General features: G+C 68.5%; 17 protein-coding genes. 2 read left to right on the top strand and 15 right to left on the bottom strand.

Annotated elements, in window-relative coordinates:
• Positions 1–58: 58 nt before the first annotated feature.
• The 14 genes from BLQ77_RS19240 to BLQ77_RS19295 all read right to left on the bottom strand — a co-directional run bounded on the left by BLQ77_RS19240 (position 59) and on the right by BLQ77_RS19295 (position 13,823).
• A complete protein-coding gene (locus BLQ77_RS19240; RefSeq protein ID WP_089962152.1) occupies positions 59–1,666 on the bottom strand; it encodes an ABC transporter ATP-binding protein in 1,608 nt (535 codons plus the stop codon).
• A 103-nt stretch (positions 1,667–1,769) separates the two neighbouring features.
• Positions 1,770–2,774, bottom strand: a complete 1,005-nt coding sequence (locus tag BLQ77_RS19245) for a BMP family lipoprotein (protein ID WP_008886313.1) — start codon at positions 2,772–2,774, stop codon at positions 1,770–1,772.
• Positions 2,775–2,926: 152 nt separating this feature from the next.
• The gene (locus tag BLQ77_RS19250; RefSeq protein ID WP_089962155.1) at positions 2,927–3,340 is read right to left on the bottom strand and encodes a GNAT family N-acetyltransferase; all 414 of its coding nucleotides are present in this window, start codon (positions 3,338–3,340) and stop codon (positions 2,927–2,929) included.
• Positions 3,337–3,960: a tRNA (adenosine(37)-N6)-threonylcarbamoyltransferase complex dimerization subunit type 1 TsaB gene (gene tsaB / locus BLQ77_RS19255; RefSeq protein WP_089962157.1), complete on the bottom strand. Its 624-nt coding sequence runs from the start codon at positions 3,958–3,960 to the stop codon at positions 3,337–3,339. Before tsaB ends, BLQ77_RS19250 begins: the two co-directional genes overlap by 4 nt.
• A 63-nt stretch (positions 3,961–4,023) precedes the next feature.
• Positions 4,024–4,581, bottom strand: a complete 558-nt coding sequence (locus BLQ77_RS19260; RefSeq protein WP_089962314.1) for a NifU family protein — start codon at positions 4,579–4,581, stop codon at positions 4,024–4,026.
• Positions 4,582–4,693: 112 nt separating this feature from the next.
• Entirely contained in the window at positions 4,694–5,149 is a 456-nt protein-coding gene (locus BLQ77_RS19265; protein ID WP_008884915.1) for a universal stress protein, read from the bottom strand.
• A gap of 102 nt (positions 5,150–5,251) precedes the next feature.
• Positions 5,252–6,115, bottom strand: coding sequence for a branched-chain amino acid aminotransferase (locus tag BLQ77_RS19270; RefSeq protein ID WP_008884222.1), 864 nt, complete (start codon positions 6,113–6,115; stop codon positions 5,252–5,254).
• 298 nt (positions 6,116–6,413) lie between these two features.
• A complete protein-coding gene (gene uvrC, locus BLQ77_RS19275) occupies positions 6,414–8,291 on the bottom strand; it encodes an excinuclease ABC subunit UvrC (RefSeq protein ID WP_089962160.1) in 1,878 nt (625 codons plus the stop codon).
• Between the two features lie 22 nt (positions 8,292–8,313).
• On the bottom strand, positions 8,314–8,526 hold the full coding sequence (locus BLQ77_RS28470; RefSeq protein ID WP_008884982.1) for a hypothetical protein: 213 nt from the start codon (positions 8,524–8,526) through the stop codon (positions 8,314–8,316).
• A 77-nt stretch (positions 8,527–8,603) separates the two neighbouring features.
• Positions 8,604–9,395, bottom strand: coding sequence for an SDR family oxidoreductase (locus BLQ77_RS19280; RefSeq protein ID WP_089962162.1), 792 nt, complete (start codon positions 9,393–9,395; stop codon positions 8,604–8,606).
• A gap of 13 nt (positions 9,396–9,408) precedes the next feature.
• Positions 9,409–10,365: a calcium/sodium antiporter gene (locus tag BLQ77_RS19285; protein WP_089962316.1), complete on the bottom strand. Its 957-nt coding sequence runs from the start codon at positions 10,363–10,365 to the stop codon at positions 9,409–9,411.
• Between the two features lie 8 nt (positions 10,366–10,373).
• Entirely contained in the window at positions 10,374–10,535 is a 162-nt protein-coding gene (locus BLQ77_RS28860; RefSeq protein WP_008886239.1) for a hypothetical protein, read from the bottom strand.
• A 1-nt stretch (position 10,536) separates the two neighbouring features.
• Positions 10,537–11,334: a S49 family peptidase gene (locus tag BLQ77_RS19290; RefSeq protein ID WP_040383796.1), complete on the bottom strand. Its 798-nt coding sequence runs from the start codon at positions 11,332–11,334 to the stop codon at positions 10,537–10,539.
• Between the two features lie 299 nt (positions 11,335–11,633).
• Positions 11,634–13,823, bottom strand: a complete 2,190-nt coding sequence (locus tag BLQ77_RS19295; RefSeq protein WP_089962164.1) for a primosomal protein N' — start codon at positions 13,821–13,823, stop codon at positions 11,634–11,636.
• Between the two features lie 107 nt (positions 13,824–13,930).
• On the opposite strand from BLQ77_RS19295, the gene fsa reads away from it, so the two are divergent.
• Positions 13,931–14,584: a fructose-6-phosphate aldolase gene (gene fsa / locus BLQ77_RS19300; protein WP_008883908.1), complete on the top strand. Its 654-nt coding sequence runs from the start codon at positions 13,931–13,933 to the stop codon at positions 14,582–14,584.
• 2 nt (positions 14,585–14,586) lie between these two features.
• Complete coding sequence (locus BLQ77_RS19305; protein WP_008884644.1) at positions 14,587–14,925, top strand: hypothetical protein; 339 nt, start codon at positions 14,587–14,589, stop codon at positions 14,923–14,925.
• A 6-nt stretch (positions 14,926–14,931) separates the two neighbouring features.
• Here the strand turns inward: BLQ77_RS19305 and BLQ77_RS19310 are convergent, their stop codons facing one another.
• Complete coding sequence (locus BLQ77_RS19310; RefSeq protein WP_089962166.1) at positions 14,932–15,774, bottom strand: DUF6206 family protein; 843 nt, start codon at positions 15,772–15,774, stop codon at positions 14,932–14,934.
• Between the last annotated feature and the right edge of the window lie 24 nt (positions 15,775–15,798).

Raw genomic sequence — 15,798 nt, forward strand, 5'->3', positions numbered from 1 at the left:
GGAGTTTGTCCGGCAAGATGAAGCAGGGACGCCGCGACGGGGCGGACGGGGCACGCGGTCAGTCATGGCTGGCGGCCTCGCGTGCGGCCTTGTCCTCGAGCGAGGCCTCCACCGCCTTGATCGGGTCGCCCGAGGGATCGCCGGTGACGCCCGCCATGAGCAGGCCGAGCTCGGTCTGGTCGGTCTCGTCCGGCAGGCGTTCGCCCATGATCCGGCCGTCGAACATCACCGCGATGCGGTCCGAGAGCGAGAAGATCTCGTCGAGTTCGACCGAGACCAGCAGGATCGCCTTGCCCTTGTCGCGCAGGCGCACGATCTCCTGGTGGATGAACTCGATGGCGCCGATGTCGACGCCGCGGGTGGGCTGGCCGATGAGCAGGATGTCTGGGTCGCGCTCGATCTCGCGGGCCAGCACGATCTTCTGCTGGTTGCCGCCCGAGAAGTTCCTGGCGGCGAGCTGCGGGTTCGGCGGACGCACGTCGTAGCGGGTCATCTTGTCCTGCGCCTCTTCCCGGATCAGCGCGTTGTTCATCAGGACGCCGGACTGGTAGCGCGGGTCGCGGTGGTAGCCGAAGACGGTGTTCTCCCACGCGGTGTAGGCCATGATGAGCCCCTCGGTCTGCCGGTCCTCGGGCACGTGGGCAATGCCGCAGGCGCGGCGCGCGCCGCCGTCCGAGCCGGGGCCGGAGAGCGCGATCTCCTTGCCGTTGACCCGCACCGTGCCGGTGGCATCGGCATAGCCGCCCAGCACCTCGAGCAGCTCCGACTGGCCGTTGCCCGCCACCCCGGCGATGCCGAGGATCTCGCCGGCGCGGACCTCGAGCGAGATGCCCTTGAGCCGCTCGACGCCGTGGCTGTCCACGTGGCGCAGGTTCTCGACCCGCAGCACCGCGTCGCCGGGCCGGGCCGGCACCTTGTCGACGCGCAGCAGCACCTTGCGGCCCACCATCAGCTCGGCCAGCTGTTCGGGAGAGGTCTCGGCGGTCTTGACCGTGGCGGTCATCTCGCCGCGGCGCATCACCGAGACGGTGTCGGTGATCTCCATGATCTCGCGCAGCTTGTGGGTGATAAGGACAATGGTCTTGCCCTCGGCCCGCAGGTTGTCGAGGATCCGGAACAGGTGGTCGGCCTCGGCCGGGGTCAGCACCCCGGTGGGCTCGTCGAGGATCAGGATGTCGGCCTTGCGGTAGAGCGCCTTGAGGATCTCGACGCGCTGCTGGTGGCCCACGGAAAGGTTCTCGATCAGCTGGTCGGGATCGACGCTGAGCTCGTATTCCTCAGCCAGCGCCCGGAGCTCGCCGCGGGCCCGCGCCAGCGAGGTGCCAAGCATCGGCCCGTCCTCGGCGCCGAGGATGACGTTCTCGAGCACGGTGAAGTTCTGCACCAGCTTGAAGTGCTGGAAGACCATGCCGATGCCGGCGGCGATGGCGGCCTGGCTGTCGGGAATCTCGGTCTTGCGGCCGTTGATCCAGACCTCGCCGGCGTCAGCCTTGTAGAAGCCGTAGAGGATCGACATCAGCGTCGATTTCCCGGCGCCGTTCTCGCCGATGATGCCGTGGATCGTGCCCGGCATGACGCGGATGGAGATGTCCTTGTTGGCCTGCACGGGGCCGAAGGCCTTGGAGATGCCTTTCAGCTCGATGGCCGGGGCGATGGGGTCGGTCATGGCGTGACAGTCTCCTGCGAGACAGGGCAGAGGCCGCGCGCCACGCGGCCTCTCGTGTTGCGAGGCGCGCGCGCAGAGTGGCGCCGCCCCGTCCTTCAGTGGCTCAGAAGCTCAGCGCCGGGCAGCTGTCGTCCGAGGAATAGTCGTGCACCTCGATCTCGCCCGCCACGATCTTCTCGCGCGCGTCATCCACGGCGGCCTTCATCTCGGGGGTCACCAGCGCCTCGTTGTTCTCGTCGAGCGCGTAGCCGACGCCGTTCTCGGCGAGGCCCAGCACCATGACCCCGGTCTCGAGGTCGGCGCCCTGGGCCATGGTCTCGGCCACGGCCACGTCGACGCGCTTGAGCATCGAGGTCAGCACCTTGCCCGGGTAGAGGTGGTTCTGGTTGCTGTCCACGCCGATCGAGAGGATGTCCTCGTCCGCGGCGGTCTGCAGCACACCGAGACCGGTGCCGCCGGCGGCGGCGTAGATCACGTCGGCGCCCTGGGCGATCTGGGCCTTGGCCAGCTCCGAGCCCTTTACCGGGTCGTTCCACGCGGCCGGGGTGGTGCCGGTCATGTTCGAGATCACCTTGAGATCGGGGTTCACGGCCAGCGCGCCCTGCGCGTAGCCGCAGGCGAACTTGCGGATCAGCGGCACGTCCATGCCGCCGACGAAGCCGACGGTGCCGGTCTTGGAGGCCATGGCGGCCATCATGCCGACGAGATACGAACCCTCGTGCTCGGCGAAGAGGATCGAGAGCACGTTCGGGTGCTCGTCGGGGCTCACGAAGCCGTCGATGGTAACGAACTTGGTGTCCGGGTAGTCGGCCGCGACCGAGGCGATGGGCGTGGACATGGAGAAGCCGGTCGAGACGACGGGGTTGAATCCGGCCTCGGCGAAGCGGCGGAGCGCCTGCTCACGCTGGGCTTCGGACTGCAGTTCGATGTCCCGGTAGGAGCCGCCGGTTTCCTTTGCATAGGCTTCGGCGCCGGTGTAGGCCGCCTCGTTGAACGACTTGTCGAACTTGCCGCCGAGATCGTAGATCAGCGCAGGATCGGCCAGCGCGGCGCCTGCGGTCAGCGCCAGCGCGGCGCTCGCGCCGAGGAATTTCGTCATCAGGGTCATCGCTTGCTCCCAAGTGGTGGCAGCGCAATTGCGCGCGCCGCTCATTTTGTCCGATCCATCCAGATCATGCCTGATTAAGGCGTTGGGAACGCAGTGGGTCAACCGGTTTTTGTTTCGCGCGACGAACGGTTTCGGCCGGTCCGGACCTGACCTCAGGTCAGCGCCTTCGACATGAGCAGCGCATCGTCTCGCCTGCCGTCGGGGCGCTTGTAGTAGCCCTTGCGGAGACCCGTCATGCGGTATCCGCAGGCGGTGTAAAAGCCTGTGGCGGGTGTGTTTTCCGCCGCCACCTCGAGGAAGACCGAGACCGCGCCACGGGCCCGCGCCTGCGTTTCGAAGCGTGCCAGGACGGCGCGCCCGGCGCCCGAGCGCTGGCGGCCGGGATCGGTGGCCAGCGCGAGGATCTCGGCCTCGTCCACCACCACGCGGCCCAGCACGAAGGCGCCTTCGGCGGCACAGAGCAACGTCGCGGGCTGGTCCAGAGTCGACGCAAAATCCGCCTCGGACCACGGGGACATGTGGCGGTAGGCGCGGGCCGCGATTGCCGCGAGTTCGGCAGCGGTCACGACAGGATCGCCGGCGGCGCCTCGCGCGATGGGGCGGCATCGGCGGGCCGCACGTAGAGCGGCGTCGGCCGGGCGAGATCCGGGTCGCGGAAGTGCGTCGCGGCGATCCGGGCCACCGCCTCGACCAGCGGGCAGGACGGGGCGCCGAAGGGCAGCGTGTAGCTCAGCACCGGCACGCCCGCGGCAAGATCGGAGATCTCCTGCCCCTCGGGGACCGGCTGCACCGGCGCGGCGCCCTGATCGGTGAACTGCTGGAGGTAGGACATCCGCCGCGTGCCGAAGATCGCCGCCGCGACGGGGCGCGGGGCATCCAGCACGGTCGCCTCGGTGGCGCTGACCCCCACGGCAGGGATGCCCAGCGCCAGCGCCAGCCCGCGGGCGGCGGCGACCGAGATGCGGATGCCGGTGAAGTTGCCGGGGCCGGTGCAGACCCCGAGCGCGTCGAGATCGCCCCAGCCGAGACCGGCGGCCCGCAGCATTTCCTCGAGCATCGGCATCAGGCGCTCGGCCTGGCCACGCGCCATCTCCTCGTGGCGCAGGTCAAGGACCCGGCCCTCTCGCAGCAGGCAGGCGGAAACGCTGGAGAACGCAGTGTCGAACGCGAGAACGGTGTCGGTCATGCCATCAGGGCGCAGGCGCGCAGCGGGGGCCGCGCGCCGCCGGTCGGAACCAAGGCGCCGCCGTCAGGCGACGGGACGCACTTCGGTGACTTCGGGGATATAGTGGCGGAGCAGGTTCTCGATGCCCATCTTCAGCGTCAGGGTCGACGACGGGCAACCGGCGCAGGCGCCCTGCATGTGAAGATAGACGACGCCGCGCTCGAAGCCGTGGAAGGTGATGTCGCCACCGTCCTGGGCCACGGCGGGACGCACGCGGCTGTCGAGCAGCTCCTTGATCTGGCCGACGATTTCCTTGTCCTCACCGTCGAAGGCAGCGTGGCCGGAGGATCCGCCCTCGCCTGCCATCACCGGGTCGCCGGACTGGAAATGCTCCATGATCGCGCCCAGCACGGCGGGCTTCACGTGATCCCAGTCGGCGCCGTCATCCTTGGTCACGGTGACGAAATCGCTGCCGAGGAACACGCCGGTGACGCCGGTCACCGAGAACAGGCGCCTGGCCAGCGGCGAGGCATCGGCGTCGTCGGCGTTCGGAAAATCTGCGGTCCCGGCACCGAGCACCGCCTGACCGGGCAGAAACTTCAGCGTCGCGGGATTGGGGGTGGATTCGGTCTGAATGAACATCTGCGAGGTACCTTTCTGCGGGCTGACCATATATGCGCCCCCGTTCGGCGAGCGTCAAGATTTGGAACCGTTCTAAAAACGGACACGACGCGAAAACCGCGCCCGCCCCGGCTCAGGTGATCTCTTCGAGCCGTTCCTTCGAGAGGTCTCCCGGCACGATGGTGACCGGGATCGGCAGGCTGCCCGAGCCGCGGCTGAGCTGGCTCACCAGCGGGCCCGGCCCCTTCTTGCCCGAGGCTGCGCCCAGCACGAGCACCCCGATGTCCTCGTCGGCCTTCACCTGGCCGAGGATCTCGTTCACCACGTCGCCCTCGCGGATGACCAGCTCGGGATCGACGTCGTGACGGTCCCGCATCCACTTGGCGAAGACCTCGTAATGGGCGTGGATGCGCTCGCGTGCTTCCTCGCGCATGATGTCGCCGACACCGATCCAGTGGTTGAACTCATCGGGGGGGATCACCGAGAGGATGGTGACGCCGCCCTTGGTCTTGGCAGCGCGCATCGCGGCAAAGCGCATGGCATTCAGGCACTCGCGGCTGTCGTCGAGGACGACGAGGAACTTGCGCATCGGGGATCTCCTTCCGGCGCGATCATGTCGCAGCGCACCGGTAGTGGCAACAGCGGACATTCCGCCGCAGGTTGAAGCGCTATCCCCCGTCGCGCGCGGGCCTCAGCCCTCGCTGACGGCCCAGTCCCAGTAGAGCTCGCGCGCCCGGCGGGTGAGCGGGCCGATCTGGTAGGATGTGTCCTCGAAACCGGACACGGGCGTGACCTTGTTGAGGTTGCCCGACAGGAACACCTCGTCGGCGGCCTCGAAATCGGCGTAGGTCAGCACCGCCTCGTGCACCTTCACGCCGTCGGCGCGGAAGTTCGCGATGTGCCGGGCGCGGGTGATGCCCGACAGGAAGGTGCCGTTGGCGATCGGCGTGAAGAGCTCGCCGTCCCGGGCCATGAAGATGTTGGCGGTTGCGCTTTCGGCGACGTTGCCCATGGCATCGGTCACCAGCGCGTTGGAGAAGCCGCGGGCACGGGCCTCGACCAGCATCCGGCCGTTGTTGGGGTAGAGGCAGCCGGCCTTGGCATTGCACACCGCATCCGCCAGCACCGGGCGGCGGAAGCTGGTCTTGCCCAGCGTCTGCGCCGCCTCAGGCGCGGCCATGGGGATCTCCTCAAGCGAGATGGCAAAGCCCGTGGCTTCCTTCGAGGGCACCAGCACCGTCTCATCGCCGTGGATCGCCCAGTACATCGGACGGATGTAGACCGCCGCGTCCTTCGGGAAGCCCGACAGCCCCTCCCAGACGATCTGCACCATGTCCTCGGGCGAGATGGTGGGCCGCAGCATCAGCGCCTCGGCCGATCGGTTCACACGCGCGCAATGAAGGTAAAGATCCGGCGTCAGGCCATCGACGAAGCGCGCGCCGTCGAAGACGCTGCTGCCCTGCCACATGCCGTGATCCGCCGCCTTCATCACGGCGAGGTCCCCCTCGTGCCAGCATCCTTCGAAATAGGTGCGGATTCTCGAGCCTGCGGCCATGTGCGTCACTCCGGTATTTGCGCGCGCAAACTAGGCCCATGGCGGGGGAAGGTCCATCCCCGCCGAGGCGGCACCCGGTCGCAATGTCGCGATAAACGGAGCTGCAGGAGACACCCAAACCGCTGAGCGCGGCGCTCCCCCCTTCATCTTGCCGGATAAACTCCGGGGGTGAGGCCGACAGGCCGAGGGGGCAGCGCCCCCCCCTTCTCCCCACCGCTCGCACGGCAGTCGCACCCGGCGCGCACGCAACCACGCGGCAGGCACCCAAGATCGCCGGACCGCCTCGACAGAGCGGCCCCTACCCCTGCTCGTGGAAGAAGGCGTAGATCCGCTCCGCCAGCGCCGCGCTGACCCCGTCCACCGCCCGGAGATCGGCGAGGTTAGCGCGGCTCACCGCCTTGGCGGAGCCGAAATGCGCCAGCAGCGCGCGCTTGCGGGACGCGCCGACGCCCGGCACCTCGTCGAGAGGGTTGGCCATCTGGCTCTTGGCGCGTTTGGCCCGGTGGGTACCGATGGCAAAGCGGTGCGCCTCGTCGCGCAGGCGCTGGATGAAGTAGAGCACCGGGTCGTTGTGGCGCAGTGCAAAGGGGCGCTGGCCGACGCGGTGGAACTCTTCCTTGCCGGCGTCGCGGTCGATGCCCTTGGCGACACCCACCATCGGCACGTCCTCGACCCCGTGCTCGCGCATGATCTCGGCCACAGCCGAGACCTGCCCCGCACCACCGTCGATCAGCAGCAGGTCCGGCCACAGCCCCTTGTCGCGCTCGGGATCCTCCTTCAGCAGGCGGGTGAAGCGGCGCGACAGCACCTCCTTCATCATGCCGAAGTCGTCACCCGGGACCAGGTCCTCGCCGCGGATGTTGTACTTGCGGTACTGGTTCTTCATGAACCCGTCCGGCCCGGCGACGATCATCGCGCCCACGGCGTTGGTGCCCATGATGTGCGAGTTGTCGTAGACCTCGATGCGCTGCGGCGGGCCGTCGAGCCCGAAGGCCTCGGCCACCCCGCGCAGGAGCTTGGCCTGCGTCGCGGTCTCGGACATGCGCCGTGCGAGGCTCTCGCGGGCGTTGCGGGCGGCCCCCTCGATCAGCTCCGCCTTCTCGCCCCGCAGCGGCACCGCGATCTCGACCTTGCGGCCGAGCTTGCCGGTCAGCGCCTCGCACATCAGGTCCGGGTTCTCGATCTCGTGGCTCAGCAGCAGCAGGCGCGGCGGTTCCTTGGTGTCGTAGAACTGGCCGACGAAGGCCTCGAGCACCTCGGCCGCGTCCACGTCCTCGCCCACCCGGGGGTAGTAGTCCTTGTTGCCCCAGTTCTGGTTGGCGCGGATGAAGAACACCTGCACGCAGGCCTGCCCGTTCTCCATGTGCAGCGCGATCACGTCCGCCTCGGCGACGCTGCGGGGGTTGATGCCCTGCACCGTCTGCACCTGCGTCAGCGCCCGGATCCGGTCGCGCAGCGCCGCTGCCCGCTCGAACTCCATCGCCTCGGAGGCCTCCATCATCTGCGCCGCAAGCGTCTCCTGCACGGCGGTCGACTTGCCCGACAGGAAGCGTTGCGCATCCCGCACAGAGGCCACGTAATCCTCGGGCGAGACATAGCCCACGCAGGGCGCAGAGCAGCGCTTGATCTGGTAGAGCAGGCAAGGCCGCGTGCGCCCCTCGAACATCGAATCCGAGCAGTTGCGCAGCAGGAACACCTTCTGCAGCTGGTTCAGCGTGCGGTTCACCGCGCCGGCGCTGGCGAAGGGGCCGTAGTAGGCGCCCTTCTCGGTCTTGGCGCCGCGGTGCTTGCGGATCTGCGGGAAGGCGTGATCCGTCACCATGATGTTGGGGAAGCTCTTGTCGTCGCGCAGCAGCACGTTGAACTTGGGCTTGAGCTGCTTGATCAGGTTCTGCTCGAGCAGCAGCGCCTCGGTCTCGGTGCGCGTCGTGAGGAACATCATCGACGCGGTTTCCGAAATCATCCGCGCGATCCGGCGCGAATGCTGCGCCGAGGGGCGCGAGTAGCTCGACACCCGCGCCTTCAGGTTCCGCGCCTTGCCGACATAGAGCACGCGGCTCTGGTCATCCAGCATCCGGTAGACGCCGGGACTGGAGTCCAGCGTCTTCAGATAGCCGTGGATCACCTCGTATCCGCGCTGCGGCGCGGCATCCGCGCTGTCGCCTGCTTCGGTCATTCTTTCGTTTGCGCCCTAACGGTCACGCTTCGTTGATTCTACCTGCCGGGCTGCAATGCCGATCAGGGGAGTTCAAGGTTTTTTCCATCCACCACTTCTGTGGATAAACCTGCGGGCAAATTCCGGGCAACCCGGTTTTTCCCTTGTATTCGGCCCATTTCGTCAGGTTGCGCATTTTTTGAGCAAAAACGTAAGGTGCTGAATTTGCTTTGAATTTTTCGAATATTTCGCGCAACCCCTTGACCTCACGACGTATTTGTAACGGCCAGTTAACAGTTCCAGGACCAGTGCAAAACTTGACCTAGGGATACCTTATTCCACGCCGAGCACGTCCGGCGTCTGCCACGCAAGGTGCTGGCCGCCATCCATGCACAGCAGCTGACCGGTGAACCCCGGCGAGTCGAGCATGAGCCCCAGCGCCGCCGTGATGTCCGCCGGATCCGAGCCTCTTCCCAGCACCGTCGCGGCGCGCTGCTTCGCGAAATGCTCCTCGCTCTGGCGGGCGCCCCGAAGCGTCGGTCCGGGCCCGATGGCGTTCACCCGCACCCGCGGCGCCAGCGCCATCGCGGCGGTCTGCGTGAGCGTCCAGAGAGCCGCCTTGGCGAGCGTGTAGGTCATGAACTCGGGCGTGAGCTTGCGGACACGCTGGTCGATCATGTTGACCACCAGCCCCTGCGCCACCGGCTCGCCCATGGCGTCGGTCCGCGGCTCGGGCACCTGCGCCGCCAGCGCCTGGGTCAGCAGGAAGGGCGCCCGCAGGTTCGATTCGAAATGCCGGTCCCAGCTGTCGCGGGAGGCGGTCCCGATGTTGTCGTACTCGAAGATCGAGGCGTTGTTCACCAGCACCGTCAGCGGCCCGCCGAGCGCCCCGGCGGCCTTCGGCAGCAGCGCCTGCGTGGCGCGCTCGTCGAGCAGGTCGGCCTGCACCGCGGCGGCCTTGCGCCCCATGTCGCGGATCTGCGTCACGACCTCGCCCGCGGCCTCCTCGGAGCCCGCGTAATGCACAGCCACGTCGAAGCCGCGCCCCGCGAGGTAGAGCGCCATCTCGCGCCCCAGCCGCTTGCCCGCGCCGGTCACCAGCGCCCGTCTGGTCTCGATCACCATGGCTTCCGTCTCCTCAGATCAGCACGAGGGCAATGTAGCCCACGTAGAGCGCCGACAGGAAGGCACCCCAGCCCCGCCCGAGGTCGCGCTTGAGGAACACGAAGGGGATCAGCAGCAGCGAGGCCGCCAGCATCACGGCGAAGTCGAAGTAGAGCTCCTCGAGATCCACCGACAGCGGCCGGATGATCCCGGCGATGCCGATGATGGCGAGAAGGTTGAACATGTTCGAGCCGATGACGTTGCCCAGCGCCACGTCCGCCTGCTTGCGGATCGCCGCCATGACGGTGGTGGCAAGCTCTGGCAGCGAGGTGCCGAGCGCCACCAGCGTGAGGCCGATCACCGTGTCGGGCACGCCGAACATCTTCGCGATCTCGGTCGAGCTGTCGACCAGCAGGTCGGCGCCCAGCGGAAGCCCCACGAGGCCGAGCACGAGGAAGAGCGCGATTTTCCACCACGGCATGTCCGGGTCCGCGCCCTCGGGCTCCTCGAGCTCCTCCAGCTCGGCGTCGGCCTTGCCGTTGCGCCGGTGCCGCAGCGCGTCACGGATGGAATCGCAGAGCACCAGCGCCAGCGCGCCCAGCAGCACGATCCCCGAGATCCAGTCGAAGGTGCCGCGCAAGGCCAGCGCAATGAAGAGCAGCGTCGAGCCCAGCATGATGAGGTAGCTCTTGCGGGTGTCATGCCCGGCGCAGTGCATCACCGTGATCAGACCGGGGATGCCGAGGACCAGCAGCACGTTGGCGGTGTTCGATCCCACCACGTTGCCGAGCGCGATGCCCGAGGCCCCCATCATCCCCGCCTGGATCGAGATCAGCAGCTCGGGCGCCGAGGTGCCGAAGGCCACGATGGTCAGGCTCACGATCAGCGCCGGGATCCCCATCCTCAGCGACAGGTTCACAGCCCCCTTCACGAGCGCGTCCCCGGCGAGCAGGAGGATCACCAGCCCGAGGGCCGCGTAGACAAAGACCATGGTCAAACCTATCCCTTGCCACAGCGGCACGGGCCCTTACCGATCCGGTAACGGCCGCAGCGCGGGCATTTCTTCTGTGCGAGTTGCCGGGCGCCCGGCACGCGGAGCTTGCCGAAGATGCCGAGCACGGCGATCACCACCAGGAATATCGCGACGATCTTGAAGAGCACGTCAGAGACCGAACCTCGCGAAGGCGGCGCGTTCCTCGACCGCACCGAGGGCGTCCTGCGCCAGCGTGGCGCCGAGGCGCGGGAAGAGCCGGCGCTTCTGCTCGTAGCGGCGGAAGCGGACCTTGTCGCCGAAGCGCTGCTTCATCACCGGCACGAGGTGCCCGACTCCGTCGGCCAGCCCGACATCGCAGGCGGCCTTGCCGATCCAGACCTCGCCGGTGAAAAGATCCGGGTCGTCGGCAAGCTTGTCGCCGCGGCGGCTGCGGATCTGCTGGATGAAGGTCTCGTGCAACTGCCCGAGCAGCCGGTCGAGACGCGCCACGTCCTCTTCGCTTTCGGGGCGGAACGGGTCGAGCATCGACTTGGACTTGCCGGCGGTGTGCACGCGGCGCTCGATGCCCTGCCGCTGCAGGAAGACATGCGCGCCGAAGCCCGCCGAGATCACCCCGATGGAGCCGAGGATGGAACTGGGATCGGCCCAGATCTCGTCGGCGGCGGAGGCGATCCAGTATCCGCCCGAGGCCGCCACGTCCTCGGTGAAGGCGAAGACCGGCACCTTGGTCTCTTCCGAGAGCCGCCGGATGCGCGCGCCGATCAGCGAGCTCTGGACGGGCGATCCGCCCGGCGAATTGATCTCGAGCGCGACGGCGGCGGGCTTGCCCTTGCGAAAGGCCTTTTCCAGCAGCGGTCGCAGGCTCTGGTCAGACAATGCCATGCGCCCGCCGGTTCCGATGGCGCCTTGCATGCGGACGACAGCCACGGTGGGCTTCGTTTTCAGGAACGGGATCCATCTCGTCATGCGCTGTGATGTAGAGGCCGTGTCCGGGACAAACAAGGCGACGGCAAAAAGAACCCGCGCGCTGCGTCCTTCGTGTCGGAACGTCACCGCGAAAGCCGCGCCCGCGCCTTCATCTTGCCGAATAAACTCCGGGGGAGTCCGCGCCAGCGGACGGGGGCAGAGCCCCCTCCCCGCCGGCCATCAGCGCCCCGACCACGGTCGGCGGGGACCTCTTCAAACCCGCCAGCCACGCTCCGCCTTGCACCTGCCGCAACAGGTTCCCCCTTCGGCCCGCCCGAAACACACCCGCCGCTCTCCCCTCAGAAGAAGCTCTGCGGGTCGATGTCGATGGCCATGCGCAGCTCGCCCCGAAGCCGGAACTGCGCCGCCCATTCCGCCAGCGCCGGCTGCAGCGCCACGCCCTTCGGCGCCTTCACCAGAAGCCGCACGCGGTGGCGGCCGCGCACCCGCGCAACGGGCGCTGGGGCTGGTCCGTAGACCTGCGCACCGATCCGGCGCAGCGGCGCGTCCTGCCGCGCCATGGCGTTGCCGAGGTCGAACACTTCCTGCACCTCGGTCGAGGACAGGATCACCCCCGCGAGGCGTCCGTAGGGCGGCATTCCCGCCGCGCGGCGCTCGTCCGCCTCGGCCTGCCAGAAGCCCTCCTCGTCGCCCGAGAGGATTGCGCGGATCACCGGGTGCTCGGGCTGGTAGGTCTGCAGCAGCGCGACGCCGGGCTTCTCGGCCCGCCCGGCCCGGCCCGCCACCTGCCGCATCAGCTGGAAGGTCCGCTCGGCGGCGCGCAGGTCCGAGCCCTGCAGCCCGAGGTCGGCGTCGATCACCCCCACCAGCGTCAGCAGCGGGAAGTTGTGCCCCTTGGCCACCAGCTGGGTGCCGATCACGATGTCCGCCCCGCCCTGCGCGATCTTCTCGATCTCTTCCTTGAGCGCCCGGGCCGAGCCGAAGAGGTCCGAGGACAGCACCGCCAGCCGCGCCTGCGGGAAAAGCTCCGCCGCCTCCTCGGCCAGCCGCTCGACCCCGGGCCCGACCGCGGCGAGCTTGTCCTCGGCCCCGCAGGAGGGGCAGGTTTCGGGCTTGGCGATGGTCTCGCCGCACTGGTGGCAGACAAGACGCTGCAGGAATCGGTGCTCGACCATGCGCGCGTCGCAATGGGGGCAGCCGATCTGGTGGCCGCAGGCCCGGCAGATCGTCACCGGCGCATAGCCGCGCCGGTTCAGGAACAGCATCGCCTGCTCGCCCTTCTGCAGCCGCGCCAGCACCTCGGACTGCAGGCTGGGGGAAACCCAGCGGTTCGAGGGCAGCGTCTCGGCCCGCATGTCGATGGCGCGCATCTCGGGCAGCAACGAGGCGCCGAAGCGCGAGGTCAGGTCGAGCCGCCGATACTTGCCCGCATCGGCGTTGGCCCAGCTCTCGAGCGACGGCGTGGCCGAGGCCAGCACCACCTGTGCCGCGCAGATCGAGGCCCGCAGCACGGCCATGTCGCGGGCGTTGTAGAACACCCCCTCGTCCTGCTTGTACGAGGTGTCGTGTTCCTCGTCGACGACCACCAGCCCGAGGTCGCGGTAGGGCAGGAACAGCGCCGAGCGCGCCCCCACCACCAGCTGCGCGCCACCGGCGGCGATCTGCTTCCAGACCCGCCGGCGCTCGGTCACGGTGACGCCGGAATGCCACTCGGCGGGGCGGGCACCGAAGCGCGCCTCGACCCGGGTCAGGAACTCGGCGGTGAGCGCGATCTCGGGCAGCAGCACCAGCGCCTGCCGCCCCTGCGCGAGGCATTCCGCCACCGCCTCGAGATAGACCTCGGTCTTGCCCGAGCCGGTCACCCCCTTGAGCAGCACCGTGCCGTAGCGCCCCGAGGCGACGCCCGCGCGCAGGTCCTGCGCCGCCACGGCCTGGTCATCGGCCAGTGCCTTGCCGCCGTAGTCGGGATCGAGCCGCGGGAAGGGCGTGTCGCGCGGTGCCTCCTCCTCGCGCACCGCACCCGTCTTCGCGAGCCCCTTGATCACCGAGGGCGTCACGCCTGCGGTCTCGGCCAGCTCCCCCTGCGTGAGCGCGAGCCCGCCCATGTCGCTCAGCACGTCCAGTACGCGGCGGCGGGCGTCGGTCATGCGTTCGGGCTCGCTGTCGCCCAGCCGGTAGATCTTGCGCATCGAGGGCGCGTCGCCCAGCCCCGGCGCCCGCGTCGCCAGCCGCAGCATCGCGGACAGCGGCGTCAGCGTGTAGTCGCCGGCGCGTTCGAGGAAGCTGCGCAGCTCGTCCCTCATCGGCGCCGCGTCGAGCACCCGGATCACCGAGCGCACCCGTGCATAGTCGAAATCGCCGCGCCCCGGCCCCCAGACCACGCCCAGCACCTTGCGCGGTCCCAGCGGGACCTCGACAAAGGCGCCCTGCCAGCACCCGCCCTCCGGCGCCTTGTAGTCCAGCGCCCGGTCGAGCGGCTGCGTGGTCAGTACCGCGACCAGCGTGCCTTCATCGTAGAACGCGTCCATTCACCGGGTTTCCGTTAGCGCAACACTTGAGGGCCTTCCGGCCCGCCCTAGCATGGGGTATGACACGCGCAACGGAATGCCAAGCAATGCCGGGAGGGCAGACGCAGATGAAATTCTTCGTAGATACCGCAGACGTGGACGCGATCCGCGAGCTCAACGAACTGGGCCTCGTGGACGGCGTGACCACCAACCCCTCGCTGATCGCCAAATCCGGCCGTGACATTCTCGAGGTCACCAAGGAGATCTGCGACATGATCGACGGTCCGGTCTCGGCCGAGGTGGTCGCGACCGAATACGAGGCGATGGTCGAGGAAGGCTTCAAGCTGGCCGAGATCGCGCCGAACATCGCGATCAAGGTTCCGCTGACGCTGGACGGCCTGCGCGCCTGCCGCACCTTCAGCGCCGAAGGCAAGATGGTCAACGTGACGCTGTGCTTCTCGGCCAACCAGGCGCTGCTCGCGGCCAAGGCCGGCGCGACCTACATCTCGCCCTTCGTGGGCCGTCTCGACGACATCAACATCGACGGGCTCGAGCTGATCGCCGACATCCGCACGATCTACGACAACTACGGCTACGAGACCCAGATCCTCGCGGCCTCGATCCGCTCGGCCAACCACATGTCGGACTGCGCCAAGATCGGCGCCGACGTGGCCACCGCGCCGCCCGCCGTCATCAAGGCGATGGCCAACCACGTGCTGACCGACAAGGGTCTGGCCGCCTTCCTCGCCGACGCGGAAAAGGCGGGCATCAAGATCGTCTGACCATGGCGCGCAGGGTCCCCGCCCCGGTCCGGCAGATCGACGCCGACCTGAGCCTGCTGGACAAGCGGGCGGTGATCCTCGCGTGGCAGGCCTACCAGCTCGAGATGTGCGACATTCCCGCCGAGCTTTTCGGCGAGGAGCTGGATTTCCACCTCGACTGGTCGCTGAAGGACGGCGATGCCATGGGCGTCCTGTCCCGCTGCCTGCGCGAAGTGCTGATGTCGCTGCGCGAGGTGGCGGTGCAGGATGCCGAGGAATGGCCGATCCTGCGCGACAGCCTGCGGGCAGCCCTGCCCGAGGCGCTCTTCACCACCCTGGTCGAAGGTCTGGCACTGGACTGACGCCGCTCAGACGTTGGGTTCGCCCTGCAGGCCCAGAAGCTTGCGGAACCCGGTCCAGTATCCCGGCAGTTTCGGCGTCTCGGTCATCCCGGAAATCGCCTCCTCCGCCCAGCGCGGCATCTCGCGCGTGGCGAACTCGCGCCCCCAGTCGAGATAGGCCCGCGCGTGTTCGGGCCGCAGCCGGCAGGCCGAGCCCACGAGCCCCACGAGCGTCTCCGGGGCCGAATACCATTCGTCCTGGATGCCGGTCACCCGCCGCCGCATCAGCGGCCCGACGAGCCGCATCAGCCGCTTTTCAGAGAACAGCAGCAGCATCCGGCCCATCTCGTCGCGCGAGTAGTGGATGAGCGGCGGGAAGGTGTCGTAGAAGACCGCGACCCCGGCGACCACCGAGAAATTGCGGATCGATGGGTGAAAGCCGATGCGGGTACCGAAGCGGTCGGCGGCATTCCAGAACCGCGCGATGACCTGCCCCGCGGCCTCCATCATCTCGAGCGTGGAGGCGAGGTCCTCGACCTGCATCCGCGGCCGCATCAGCGAGGATTCGGGCAGCGCCTCCTGCACCACCACCGGCACCCGGCCGTCGTCGGTCTGCAGCAGGTGGAATTCGGTCGCCGGCATCGGCACCCCGGCATCGAGCAGCGCCGCGACGTAATCGTCATGCGCCTTCGCCAGCCGGTCGAGCGCGGCCTCGTCGCCAAGCCCGCGGTAAACCTTGATCACCCGGTCCGAGAACGGCCCGTCCGCGGGGCGGAACGGGGTGCAGAAATAGCCCAGCCGCGAGATCGGCTGGCCCTGCGCGGCCTCGTGGCGGCGGATGGTCTCGGCAAGGGCGGCAAGGTCGGTCATCGGGGCACTCCTTTTCCGCGGCAT

Source organism: Salipiger thiooxidans (genome assembly GCF_900102075.1).
GTDB lineage: Bacteria > Pseudomonadota > Alphaproteobacteria > Rhodobacterales > Rhodobacteraceae > Salipiger > Salipiger thiooxidans.